The sequence below is a fragment of the Parasaccharibacter sp. TMW 2.1891 genome (assembly GCF_023337675.1).
Taxonomy (GTDB): Bacteria; Pseudomonadota; Alphaproteobacteria; order Acetobacterales; family Acetobacteraceae; genus Bombella; species Bombella apis.
The window spans coordinates 15,542-28,448 of the sequence record NZ_QORT01000004.1; the positions used below are offsets into that span (position 1 = coordinate 15,542).

At 60.7% G+C, this 12,907-nt stretch carries 8 protein-coding genes; 3 read left to right on the forward strand and 5 right to left on the reverse strand.

Annotated features, from left to right (window positions below; all coding sequences use genetic code 11):
• Positions 1-2: 2 nt before the first annotated feature.
• The 5 genes from putA to DTJ15_RS08560 form a co-directional block, all read right to left on the reverse strand.
• Complete coding sequence (putA, locus tag DTJ15_RS08540; protein WP_043559610.1) at positions 3-3,638, reverse strand: bifunctional proline dehydrogenase/L-glutamate gamma-semialdehyde dehydrogenase PutA; 3,636 nt, start codon at positions 3,636-3,638, stop codon at positions 3-5.
• 289 nt (positions 3,639-3,927) lie between these two features.
• Complete coding sequence (mnmA, locus tag DTJ15_RS08545; RefSeq protein WP_043559613.1) at positions 3,928-5,004, reverse strand: tRNA 2-thiouridine(34) synthase MnmA; 1,077 nt, start codon at positions 5,002-5,004, stop codon at positions 3,928-3,930.
• A gap of 11 nt (positions 5,005-5,015) precedes the next feature.
• Positions 5,016-5,330, reverse strand: coding sequence for a ferredoxin family 2Fe-2S iron-sulfur cluster binding protein (locus DTJ15_RS08550; RefSeq protein WP_043559617.1), 315 nt, complete (start codon positions 5,328-5,330; stop codon positions 5,016-5,018).
• 32 nt (positions 5,331-5,362) lie between these two features.
• Positions 5,363-6,496 (reverse strand): cysteine desulfurase family protein, encoded by a 1,134-nt coding sequence (locus DTJ15_RS08555; protein WP_249109847.1) that lies wholly within the window; start codon positions 6,494-6,496, stop codon positions 5,363-5,365.
• A 7-nt stretch (positions 6,497-6,503) separates the two neighbouring features.
• The gene (locus DTJ15_RS08560) at positions 6,504-7,712 is read right to left on the reverse strand and encodes a cysteine desulfurase family protein (protein WP_249109831.1); all 1,209 of its coding nucleotides are present in this window, start codon (positions 7,710-7,712) and stop codon (positions 6,504-6,506) included.
• A gap of 324 nt (positions 7,713-8,036) precedes the next feature.
• Between DTJ15_RS08560 and DTJ15_RS08565 the strand changes: the two genes are divergently transcribed.
• The 3 genes from DTJ15_RS08565 to DTJ15_RS08575 all read left to right on the forward strand — a co-directional run bounded on the left by DTJ15_RS08565 (position 8,037) and on the right by DTJ15_RS08575 (position 12,907).
• Entirely contained in the window at positions 8,037-8,729 is a 693-nt protein-coding gene (locus DTJ15_RS08565; RefSeq protein ID WP_043559620.1) for an alpha/beta hydrolase, read from the forward strand.
• A gap of 45 nt (positions 8,730-8,774) precedes the next feature.
• Positions 8,775-10,025 (forward strand): tyrosine--tRNA ligase, encoded by a 1,251-nt coding sequence (gene tyrS / locus DTJ15_RS08570; RefSeq protein ID WP_249090390.1) that lies wholly within the window; start codon positions 8,775-8,777, stop codon positions 10,023-10,025.
• A gap of 128 nt (positions 10,026-10,153) precedes the next feature.
• Positions 10,154-12,907, forward strand: coding sequence for a DNA methyltransferase (locus DTJ15_RS08575; RefSeq protein ID WP_249109832.1), 2,754 nt, complete (start codon positions 10,154-10,156; stop codon positions 12,905-12,907).

Here is a 12,907-nt window from a genome sequence, read left to right on the forward strand (position 1 = left end):
TGTCAGCTCAGTGTCATCAACTCGGCATTGCCACCGGCAGCTGCCGTATTGACGCTGACCACCCGCTCCTGCAACAGGGCTTCCGGCTGCAACGTCACACTGTCAGCCCAATAGACCAGCGGGACAGGTGCATCCGGGTTCTTCAGATGGTCTGCAACGATCTGCCACAGCCCTTCATTGATGGTCTCCGTCAGGATGACGGAACATTTTTCCACATCCCCCAGAGAATCTGCTGGCTTGATCACCTCCCGCAGAACATCAGGCAGCGTATCCAGAGAGGCAATGACCGCAGGAGCAGCCAGCGCCACGACCTCATTCCCGCAGCTGATCGCATAGCTGATCATGCGCTTCAGGCCGGTAGGTGTCTCTGCCACAACCAGCACACGGCCACGGGGCTCAAGCCTGTACGTATTCCGCTCACCTACAGGAGAAGGAAGCTCCAGACGGCAATCCAGCAGGCCATGATCCATCCATGGCGTCACCTCACGGACCAGCTCACGGTCATCCGTTCCCAGCCACAGCAGCCAGGACCGTGCCATGGCAGGCATGGCGTCCGGTTTGGCCAGCAGCGTACGGGGCGCATGGGCGAGCTGCCGACGCAGGGCCAGAGGACCACCTGCCTTGGGGCCAGTCCCTGAGAGGCCATGACCACCAAACGGCTGGACACCGACAATCGCCCCGACAATGTTGCGGTTGACGTAGATGTTCCCAGCCTCGACACGCTCGACCAGATAGTCGATCCGGGACGGAACACGGCTATGCACGCCGAAGGTCAGCCCATAGCCGCCCGCATTGCTGCGGGTGATCAGGGCCTCCAGCTCTTCACGCTGGTAACGCAGCACATGCAGCACCGGGCCAAAGATTTCACCCCCCACATCAGCGATCGCATTGACCTCGATCAGTGTCGGCGGAACAAAGGTGCCGTCAGCCGTTTCGTCCTTCACGACCGGCGCCTGGAAGACCGGATGGTTACGGCCACGCAGCGCCTCAATGTGATCGACAATTCCCTTGCGGGCCACTTCACTGATGACCGGCCCGACATCCGTGGCCAGCTTGGCCGGGATGCCGATCCGCAGTTCTTCCATGGCGCCCTTCAGGAGGGAAATGATGCGATCGGCTGCATCGTCCTGCACGCAGAGAACACGCAGGGCGGAACAGCGCTGGCCGGCACTGTCGAAAGCGGAGGCAACGATGTCCTTCACCACCTGTTCCGGCAGGGCCGAAGAATCAACCACCATGGCGTTCAGGCCACCCGTCTCCGCCACGAGCGGCACAGGCTGCCCATTGCGCCCGAGACGGCCAGTCAGCTGGCGGGCAATGATCTGCGCCACAACCGTGGAACCGGTAAAGAGCACACCAGCGATGCGCTTGTCCGCCACCATGGCAGCACCGACATCACCCTCACCCGGCAGGAGTTGCAGGACCTCTTCCGGCACGCCAGCCTCATGCAGAAGTTTGACGGCCTCCATGGCGATCAGCGGCGTTTCTTCTGCCGGTTTGGCCAGAACGGTATTACCAGCGGCCAGAGCGGCAGAGACCTGCCCAAGGAAAATGGCCAGCGGGAAGTTCCAAGGGCTGATGCAGACAACTGTCCCCAATGGGAGGTGGGTCTTGCTGCTGAACTCACGCCGGACCGTCCCGCCATAGTACCGGAGAAAGTCGATCGCTTCCCGTACCTCAGCTACGGCATTGGGATAGGACTTGCCAGCCTCCCGGACAGCCAGCCCCATATAGGCGATGTAGCGTTCCTCAAGCAGGTCGGCCGCACGCTCAAGAATGGCGCCACGGTCATCAGGGGACCGGGCTGCCCACTCCTCGAAAGCTCCCTCAGCAACATCCACAGCACGAGTGACATCCTCTGGCACGGCGAATGTCACTGTCCCGACCTGGTCACTCCGCTCCGCCGGGTTCGTCACCGGGTGGACAGGGCGTTCGGCCTTGCCAAGGCCCGGAACCAGCGGAGCCGCCTCATAATGCTCCGGCAGTCCCTCAAGCCCCTTTCCAAGGCGGGCCAGAACGAGATCATCATTCAGGTCCATGCCCTTCGAATTGTGGCGGTCAGGCTCAAACATGTCGAGCGGCTTGCTGATCTCAGCATGAGGGGCCCCAACCGGAGTGTAGGACCGGGTTGTCTTGACCGGGTCCTCCACCAGCTTCTCCAGGGAAATCTTCGAATCTCCCAGAAGATTGATAAAGGACGAATTGGCTCCATTCTCCAGCAGGCGGCGGACCAGATAGGCCAGCAGCGTGTCATAGGTTCCGACCGGGGCATAAATGCGACAGGGGCGACCCAGATGTTTCTGCCCTACGACGCTTTCATAAAGAGCCTCGCCCATGCCATGCAGGCACTGGAACTCGTACTGCCCCTCGTGGAAGTCCCGGCCAGCCATGGCGTAGATGGACGCCACCGTGCGGGCGTTATGCGTGGCAAACTGGGGGAAAACGGCATCACCAGCGGCCAGCAGCTTGCGGGCACAGGCGATATAGCTGACATCCGTATGACATTTGCGGGTAAAAACCGGGAAGTCCGGCACACCATCAATCTGGGCCTTTTTCAGCTCGGTATCCCAATAGGCCCCCTTGACGAGGCGGACCATGATGCGATGGTGCGTCTCACGGCCAAGAGCGATGATGTAATCCAGTACGGCAGCGGCACGGCGGCCATAGGCCTGCACAACAAAACCGATGCCATCCCAGTCGGCCAGCTCCGGGTCACGGCAGAGTGCGTCCAGAATATCCAGGGACAGATCCAGACGTTCGCTTTCTTCAGCGTCAATGTTCAGGCCGATATTGTAATGCTTGGCACGTACGGCCAGTGCCTTGACCGTCGGCAGCAGCTCACCCATCACACGCTCACGCTTGGCACGCTCGTAGCGAGGATGCAGGGCAGACAGCTTGATGGACAGACCGGGGCGCTCATAAACCGTGTTGCCCCTGGCCATGGAGCCGATCGCCTCCAGAGCGGCATGGTAGGAGGCCTGATACCTCTCGGCATCGTTACGGTCCAGCGCTGCCTCACCCAGCATGTCGTAAGAGTAGTTGAAGCCCTGGGCCTGCCGCTTGTGGGAATCCTTCAGCGCCCCCTCGATGGTCTGGCCCAGCACGAACTGCTGGCCCATCATCTGCATGGCAAACTGCACGGCTTTGCGGACAACCGGCTCACCCCGTTTGCGCAGCAGGTCATGAATTGCCCCCATGCGCTTTTTGGGGGATACAAGACGGCTCGTGACATCAAGCCCCCAAGAGGCAGCATTGATGATCAGCCCACTGTCACGCCCCATATGGGACAGCCAGTCACCGACACTAACCTGATCCCGGATCAGAGCATCCCGGGTTGCGTGGTCAGGAGTACGCAGCAGGGCCTCGGCCATGCTCATCAGTGCCACACCTTCGGCGGAACCAAGGCTGAATTCCTGCACCAGCGTCTCAACCAGGCCGGGCCGACGGTGATCACGCAGATTGCGGGCCAGAGCAAGGGCCACCTTGCCAGCCACGATCTCCTCGTCAGGTTTCAGTTCAGCGGCGGGAAGAAGCGCTTCCACACACTCCTGCTCTGGATACCGGATCTTCTCGGCGATGGCCTTCCGCAGAGCAGAACGTTCCGGCAATGAACCAAAATGACGTGCAAAATAAGCCATAGCAAACCTTCAAGCTGATCGCGTGACAACCACTTCCTGTTGTTAGAGGAGAAGGAACTTCTCTATCTCCAGCCAGACCATGAAACATGGGGTGTTGTCCATATCCAAAAATGCGATTCGCACAAATTATATTCGGGTTACGAAACGTTTCCGAATGCCAGAAAGGCAGCACGGCAAGGAATGTCCGTCCCTCCGCTTCAATCGACCGCCCCTGCAAGACGGAACAACCCTCCCGAAGGGCTGGATAAATATTGTGTGAAGGCTTGGGGAAACAGTGTGTTCCATCCCCTCAGGCAAGGATGAAACCACCCCCCAGAACACGGTCACCCTCATACATCACGCAGGCCTGACCAGGGGCTGGCAGGGCGGGTTCATCCAGCTGCACCTCGGCCCGGTTCCCCTCCAGGGGCCGCACCAGGGCCTGCCGCAGCCCTTCCCGTGCCCGCAGCTGTACACCACAGCGCACACCCTCTGCCGGGGCGTCAATCAACCAGTTCATATCCCGCAGGCGAACGGTCCGGCGGCCTTCATCACTGGTCACCTTCCGGCGGGGGCCAACAATGATGCGGCGGGAGGGCACATCAATGGCCGTGACCATCTGGCGCTCCCCCGTCCCCGTATGAATATCCCCCAGACGACGGCTCTGGCCAACCGTATAACGGGCAATGCCCTCATGACGGCCCAGCACGGTCCCGTCTTCAGCCACAATGTCACCCGGCCCTTCAATCTCCGGCCGCATCTTCTCCACCAGCCCGGCATAGGAGCCGTTCGTGACAAAGCAGATATCCTGGCTGTCCCGCTTGGTAGCCACATCCAGCCCCAGCTCCTCCGCCAGAGCACGCACATGGGCCTTGTCGGGCATCTCGCCCAGCGGGAAGCGCAGGAACTCCAGCTGCTCACGGGTCGTGGCAAACAGGAACCAGCTCTGGTCCCGGTCCCGGTCCACCGGGCGGTGCATCTCCACACCTTCCGGGCCTTCCAGCCGACGTACGTAATGACCGGTTGCCATGGCCTCACAGCCGAGGTCCCGGGCCATGTTCAGGAGGTCCGTGAATTTAACCCCCTGATTGCAGGCCACACAGGGAACGGGGGTCTCCCCCCGAGCGTAGGAATCGGCAAAACTCTCGATCACACTTTCCCGGAAGCGGCTCTCCGCATCGATGACGTAATGGGGAAAGCCGATACGCTCGGCGACCATGCGGGCATCCATGATGTCCCGTCCAGCACAGCAAGCCCCAGGCTTTGCCGGACCGCTATGGTCGTAAAGCTGGAGGGTTGCTCCGATGACCTCATGGCCCTGCCGCTTCAGCAGGGCTGCCACCACGGAACTGTCCACCCCACCAGACATGGCCACAAGGATGCGCATGACTGGAAACCTCAGCCAGCCTTGGGAAGATGGACGACAAGACCGTCCAGCTCTTCCGTCATGACGATCTGGCAACCCAGACGGGATGTCTTCTCCAGCCCGAAAGCGAGGTCGAGCATGTCTTCCTCATCATCAGTCGGGCTTTTCAGCTTGTCCGCCCAGGCCGGGTCCACGATCACATGACAGGTCGCACAGGCGAGCGAGCCTTCGCAGGCCCCTTCAAGGTCGATATTATTCTCATGGGCGATCTCCAGCACAGAGAGACCTGCCTGTGCCTCCACCTCGTGGCGGCTACCATCACGCTCAACAAAAACCATCCGGGGCATAAGTCCCTACTCCCTGTATCCATGCAGCGGTCTCACCTCCCGGCAAGGCCCTGCCCAAAACGGGCCACTGCGCACTCCACATCACCTGCCGAGGTAAAACGTCCCACCGACAGGCGCAAGCTCCTGCGTGCCTCCGCCTCTGTCAATCCCATTGCCCTGAGGACATAGGATGGTGCCCCAGATGCCGCTGAACAGGCCGAACCGGATGAAAAAGCAACCCCCGGCACTGCTGCCATGACCTGCTGGGCCTCCAGCCCGGCGGGCAGGCACACATTCAAGACGCCCGGCAGCCGTGGGGCAGGCGCACCATTGAGACGCACCACCGGGAACAGCTGCCGCATACCCTGCCACAGCCTCTCCCGCAAGCCCGCAAGACGGTCAGCCTCCTCCTTCCCGCTCTCCACGGCCAGCCGGGCAGCCTTCCCCATGCCGATGATCAGCGGGACCGGCAACGTGCCAGAACGCAGGCTGCGCTCCTGCCCGCCGCCTGAAAACAAAGGTAGCAGCCGCACACGGGGCCGCCGCCGGACATACAGCGCTCCCACGCCTTTGGGACCATATATCTTGTGTGCCGAAAATGAAGCGAGATCGACACCCTCCAGCGTGCAGGGCAGCTTGCCGAACATCTGGGCCATGTCCACATGCAGCAGGGCGTCGGCCTGCTTCACCAGCGGCATGAGGCGCCCAAGGTCCTGCACCACGCCTGTCTCGTTGTTCGCTGCCATGATGCTGACCAGCAGCGCGGGTGTCTTCAGGGCCTCTGCCAGACGATCCGGTGACAGGCGGCCATCCGGCTCCACCGGCAGGATGACAGGCTCAAACCCCTCGCCCTCCAGTGACCGTACAGCTTCCAGCACACATTTATGCTCCGTTGCCACGGTGACAAGGCGCCGTCGCCCATCACCCTGTTCCTTCAGGAAACGGGCGGCTCCCTTGATGGCCAGATTGTTGGCCTCCGTTGCCCCGGAGGTCCAGATCAGCTCCTGCGGGCTGACGGCGAGAGCCCCGGCAAGCTCCTCCCGGGCCTGCTCCACGGCCGCATTGGCCTTCTGCCCCGGCAGATGCAGGCTCCCTGCGTTGGCGGGATACTGTGTGAACCATGGCAGCATGATCTCCAGCACGGCTGGATCACACGGAGTCGTAGCAAGGTAATCCAGATAGATCACATCAGCTTCAGGGTGCACGGCCACCTCCCTGGAGAGAGCTGCGTTTCAGAAGGCCACGTCCGGCAAAACGCTGGGCCATGAGAGCATAAACCTGCCCAAATGCCCTGACAGCTCCAGCTTCGGCATTCCACGGCAGCGAGACACGGATGGCCTGCCCGGCTGCCTCCCCCTGCCCCATGGCCTCCAGCACATGGGATCGGGCCACCTTGCCGGATGAACAGGCCGAACCGGCTGAAACGCAATATCCCTCGATATCCAGCGCCATGAGCTGCATCTGGGCCGCCACACCGGGCAGGACCGCACTGATGGTATTGGACAGCCGGGCCACACCATGCCCCATGATGAGGGCTCCAGCCTGCACCATGACACCCTCCAGCTCATCCCGCAGCGCCTCCAGGAGGGTCCAGTCCTGCTTCCGGCTCTCCTCAAGAGCAGCGGCCATACCCATGTGGGATGCAAGGGCCGGTGTGCCACCCCGCCGTCCCCGTTCCTGCCCGCCACCGGGCAGCAGGGGAGCCAGGGGCCTGTCCTCCGGCAGCAGCAGGGCACCGGCCCCCTTGGGACCACCCATCTTGTGGGCGGACAGGGCCAGACTGGCCCCCGCCAGGGACCCGTCTTTCAGAGCCAGTGAGAACTCGTCCCGCTCCTGCATCCGGCCTGCAGCCTGTACGGCATCGACATGCAGAAAGGCACCATGCTGGCGACAGAGAGAGGCTACATCCCGCAGGGGAGCGTATACCCCCGTCTCATTATTCGCCGCCATGATGCAGACCAGCGGCCCCGGCCGATCACCTGTTCCGGGAGTATGGGCTGCCAGCATCTCCTCCAGCGCCATGCAGTCGATCACCCCCTGCCCGTCAACCGGAATGAGGGACGCCTCCGGGGCAGCTTTGCGGATGGCATCATGCTCGGTGGCACCAATGAGAATGGCACGGCCTTCCGCCCGACCAAAGCCATGCAGGACAAGCGTATCCGCCTCCGTTCCCCCTGACGTGAACACACAGCAGTCAGCCTCCCTGCCAAAAGCGGAGGCCATCGTCTGGCGGGCTTCTTCCAGCATGATGCGGGCCCTGCGTCCTGCGGCATGGACAGAAGACGGATTCCCTGTCTGCTCCAGCCCGGCCAGCATGGCAGCCCGTGCAGCAGGCCGCAGGGGTTCGGTTGCATTGGCATCGAGATAGACAGGGCCCTGCTGCACAGCTGTATCCTGAACCATGAAAAAAACCTTCTGCTCCGCTCATGCACATCCGGGACAGTGCCTTTCCCGCAAGCCCCATGACAAACCCTGCCCAAACAGGATGATAGATACAATCTTCTTTACCATTTTGAAAAAACCAGCGCAGAAGAGTCGATTTTGGTAGAAATCACGAGGATGGAACCGATATACAACGCCGGTATGTTCTTCCCGGACTGGGGCCGTGCCTTCTGCCCGGGGCGTAAAATCATGCCCGGGCCCGGACAGGGACCCGGGCATTATCGGTTCGCATAACCGCTCTGGGCCTTCAGCAGGCAACGGGGTGGACAAAGAGATGAGAGACACATGCCTGAAGTCATGTTTGCCGGCCCGGATGGGCGGCTCGAAGGCCATTACCATCATTCTGAAGACCCCAACGCCCCTCTCGCCCTGATCATCCATCCACATCCGCTGCATGGCGGGACGATGAACAACCGCATCGCCTACACCATGTACCGCCGTTTCCAGACCATGGGCTTTTCTGTCCTGCGCTACAACTCCCGTGGGGTTGGCCGCTCCCAGGGGCGGTATGATGGTGGAATCGGGGAAATCTCCGATGCCGCCGCTGCGCTGGACTGGATGCAGATGATCAACCCCAACTCCTCGGAGCTGTGGATCGCCGGTTATTCCTTCGGTGCCTTCGTGGGGATGCAGCTGCTCATGCGTCGGCCAGAAATCCGTGGCTGGATCAGCGTCGCTCCTCCGGCTGACGATTACGATTTCAACTTCCTCGCTCCCTGCCCGTGCAGCGGCCTGATGATCGCCGGTGGAAAGGACAGCATGGCCCCCGAGCCCGTCATCCGCAAGCTGGTGGACAAGCTGAACACGCAGAAGAATGTCACGGTGGATTACCGTGTTTTCCCCGAGGCCGATCATATCTTCTCCCAGCAGGCAGAACTGATTGCCGATGCGCTGGAGGACCATGTGACGACCCGCCAGCGGAATCTCTTCGCCCCTGAAGACGCCATGATCCAGCCTGCGGCAGAGGCCGTGGGCTAAGCCCGCTCCGCCCCGACAGGACAGCCATCAGGAAAGATGCCCTTCATGACCGATACATCACTTAAAAGCCCATTCCTGCGGGAAGCCCAGGCCCGTGGGATGATCTTCCAGTGCACCGATTTCGAGGCGCTGGACGAGCTGATGCTGGCAGGTCCCGTTACGGCCTATATCGGTTTTGACCCCACGGCAGACTCCCTGCATGTGGGCAATGCCATGTCGATCATGATGCTGCGGCTGCTCCAGAAGCACGGGCACAACCCCATCGCCCTGATTGGCGGCGGCACGGCAAAGATCGGTGATCCATCCTTCCGTGATGAGGCCCGCTCCCTGATGACGGACGAGACCATCACCCACAACCTTGCCGGGCTGCGGGCCTCTCTGGGACAGTTTCTGGATTTTGGGGATGGGGCGTGCCGTCTCGTCAACAATGCGGACTGGCTGGACAGGCTCTCCTACATCAGCCTGCTTCAGGATGTCGGGGTGCAGTTCTCCGTCAGCCGGATGCTTTCCTTCGAAAGCGTGAAGCAGCGGCTGGACCGGGAACAAGGACTGACTTTCCTTGAATTCAACTATTCCATCCTTCAGGCGTTCGACTTCCGGGAGCTGTACCGCCGCCACGGGGCCATTCTCCAGATGGGCGGGTCCGACCAGTGGGGCAACATCGTCTCCGGCATCGACCTGGCCCGCCGCACGGATGGGGCACGCCTGTTCGGGCTGACAACGCCGCTTGTCACCACCTCCTCCGGGGCCAAGATGGGCAAGTCCGCCAACGGGGCCGTGTGGGTCCGCAAGGAGCGGCGGCCTGTCTTCGATTACTGGCAGTTCTGGCGCAACACCGAGGATGCCGACGTGGGCCGCTTCCTGAAGATGTTCACGGACCTGTCCGTGGAGGAATGTGAACGCCTCGGTGCGCTGGAAGGGGCAGAGATCAACGAGGCCAAGAAGATTCTGGCCACCGAGGCCACGGCCATCTGCCACGGCCGTGAAGCCGCCGAGGAAGCTGCCGAAACTGCCCGCAAGGTGTTCGAGCAGGGCAGCGTCCAGGCCGCCCTGCCGGAAGTTGCCGTGCCCGCCAGCCTGTTTGCCGAGGGTGTGCCTGCCTTCAGGCTCTTTGCAGAGGCAGGCCTGGCCGCCAGCGGGGGCGAGGCACGCCGTCTTATCCGTGGCGGTGGTGCCCGGCTGAATGACGTCGTCATCAAGGATGAGAACCAGACCGTCACCCCCGCCGACCTGACGGACGGCACGCTGAAACTGTCCTCCGGCAAGAAGAAGCACATCCTCATCCGGGTTGGGTAACCGCACACCACGCCGTCAGGGAGGGAAAGCAGCGCCCTCTCTGGCAGCGTGACATGCCGCAACACCTCTGGACAAAACTGACGGTATGTGATCCGCTTATCCCTCATTATTAATATAGGGTTAATGCTGTGAATCCGACTGAAATTTACGATGCTCTCTCGGACCTCACCTCTCAGCCCTACGATGCCAGCGCATTTCCCTACGAGTTTGCCCTTGCTACGGATGCCGCAAAAGCAACCGTGGACAGGCTTCGCAAGGGGGCAACGAACCGTTCCGACCTCTCCGGCGGGGTTCTGCTGAGCCGCCGGTTCCATTTTGCCCCAGCCGGAGAGACGGAGCAGACGACGGTTGATGCCGTTCTGGACCAGCTGAAAGCCTCCACCCGCAACAAACAGGCGAAACCGGCCATCCTCCTCACGACGGACGGTACCATGCTGGCCGCTTTCCATCCTGCCAGCGGGGAGAGCCTCCATTGTCCGCTGAATGAAATGGCCAAACATTTCGGCTTCTTCCTCCCTGCTGCCGGCAAAGAACGTTACCGTGCCGTGGAGGAAAACCCCGTTGACGTGCAGGCAACGGGCAAGCTGGCCAGACTGTATGATGCCCTCATCCGGCATAACCCGGAATGGAAGGACCCCAGCCACACGCACATCATGAACCAGTTCATGATGCGGCTGATCTTCTGCCTGTTCTCCGAGGACGTCGGCATCTTCCCCAAAGACCAGTTCAGCCGCCTCGTACTGGATTATGGCGGGAAAAAAGGTGAGGCCCTGCATACGGTCCTTCAGGCAGGGTTTGAGGCCATGAACCTGCCAAAGGACGAACGCAGCCACCTGCCAGACTGGACGGCCCCGCTGGAATACGTCAATGGCGGGCTGTTTGCTGGGGACATCGCCATACCGACCTTTGATGTCACGGCCTTCCGCTACCTGAAGGATGCCTGTGCGCTGGACTGGAAGGACATCAACCCCGACATTTTCGGTTCCATGATCCAGTCCGTGGCGGATACGGGCATCCGGGCCGAACTGGGGATGCATTACACATCCGTCCCCAATATCCGCAAAGTCATCGACCCCCTTTTTCTGGATGGTCTACGCAGCGATATCCAGAGGGACTGGGACAAACCCGCTGCCCTACAGAAGCTCCTGCACAAGCTCGGTCATATCCATGTTTTTGACCCTGCCTGCGGCTCCGGGAACTTTCTTGTCGTTGCCTATCGCCAGCTGCGGGAACTGGAAATGACCCTCCTGCAACGGCTGGCGGCGCTGAACGGCAATGACACGATGGAGCTGTTTTCTGCCATCCCGATTGCCAATTTTCACGGCATAGAATGTGCCGATTTTGCCGCAGAAACGGCCAAGCTGGCACTGTTCATTGCGGAATATCAGGCCAATGCTCTCTTTGCAGAGCGTTTTGGCCGGGCCATCGCCCCCCTGCCGCTGCGGGAGGCCGCCCATATTGTCTGCAGCAATGCGCTGCGGCTCGACTGGGATATGGTCTGCCCGCCACCGGGGGATGGTGAGCTGGTGTACATCATCGGCAATCCGCCTTTTCTGGGAAAACAATACCAGAATGCAGAACAGAAAGAGGATATGGCCATCACCTTCTCCGGCTCCGTGAAAAACTATAAGGGGCTGGATTATGTGGCGGCATGGTTCTTCAAAGCCGCCCGCTATATTCAGGGACGACAGGCAGAGGCCGCCCTGGTTTCCACCAACTCGCTCTGCCAAGGGCAGGCCGTCAATGCCCTCTGGCCCGACCTGTTGGGGGAAGCTTTGGAGATCAGCTTTGCCCATACCTCCTTCAAATGGCGCAACAATGCCAGCCATAATGCTGCTGTCATCTGCATCATTGTCGGGCTGCGCAACCGCCCGGAACCCAAAACCATCGCAACACCAAAACGGCTCTTCACCGGAGAGACGGAGCATCAGGCGCAGAACATCAATGCCTATCTGCTGGATGCTCCAGATGTGTATATTGAAAAGGCCAGCAAAAGCCTCTTTGGCCTACCTGAAATGCTTTTCGGCAACATGCCTATTGATAACGGCCACCTCATCCTCTCATTAGAAGAAAAAGACCAACTTCTGCAACAGGCCCCACATGCTGAACCCTTCATCCGGCGGTTCATGGGCTCAAGAGAGGCCATCAATGATCTTGAGCGATACTGCCTCTGGATTGAGGAAGCCACACTAAAACAGGCAAAGCAGATTCCACCCATTGCCAAACACATAGAAGCCGTCAGCCTATTCCGTCAAAAGAGCAAACGAGCTGAAACGGTTTCCTTATCTAGCCACCCATGGCGTTTTGGATACTTAAACGTTCCCCCTTCCTTCAGCCACGCCTACCTCGTCCCCCGTGTCAGCTCGGAACGCCGCCCCTATCTTCCGGCCATCCGGGTCAAGTCTGACACAATTTCCTCCGACCTCAACTTCGTCCTCTATGACGCCCCGGAATGGTGCTTTGCCCTTCTGGTTTCCCGCCTTCATCTGGCATGGATCAGCTCAGTCTGCGGCAAACTGAAAACAGACTTCCGCTACTCCAACACGCTCGGCTGGCACACCTTCCCCGTGCCTGCCCTCACGGAGGCAGACAAAGAGGCCCTGAAGCAGTCCGGGCGGGCGATCATGCGGGTACGGGCGTACTACTTCGACAAAAATCTGGCAGAACTGTACGACCCGGACAAAATGCCTGCCGATCTCCGGGAGGCCCATCGGGCCAATGATGCCCTGCTGGAGGGGCTGTACAACAAGGGCCAGCCCTTCACCAACGATACGCAACGGCTGGAGCATCTCTTCCGCCGTTATGCTGCCCGTGTGGCACAAAGCCGGAAGAAACAGACTACCCGCAAAAAACGCTCCACAACAAAAAAGCAGGAGGGCTGA

What these genes read in the sequence shown, in the direction of transcription:
- DTJ15_RS08560 (WP_249109831.1), bottom strand. Translation starts at nt 7,712, where the DNA reads ATGGTTCAGGATACAGCTGTGCAGCAGGGCCCTGTCTATCTCGATGCC.
- mnmA (WP_043559613.1), bottom strand. Translation starts at nt 5,004, where the DNA reads ATGCGCATCCTTGTGGCCATGTCTGGTGGGGTGGACAGTTCCGTGGTG.
- DTJ15_RS08550 (WP_043559617.1), bottom strand. Translation starts at nt 5,330, where the DNA reads ATGCCCCGGATGGTTTTTGTTGAGCGTGATGGTAGCCGCCACGAGGTG.
- tyrS (WP_249090390.1), top strand. Translation starts at nt 8,775, where the DNA reads ATGACCGATACATCACTTAAAAGCCCATTCCTGCGGGAAGCCCAGGCC.
- putA (WP_043559610.1), bottom strand. Translation starts at nt 3,638, where the DNA reads ATGGCTTATTTTGCACGTCATTTTGGTTCATTGCCGGAACGTTCTGCT.
- DTJ15_RS08565 (WP_043559620.1), top strand. Translation starts at nt 8,037, where the DNA reads ATGCCTGAAGTCATGTTTGCCGGCCCGGATGGGCGGCTCGAAGGCCAT.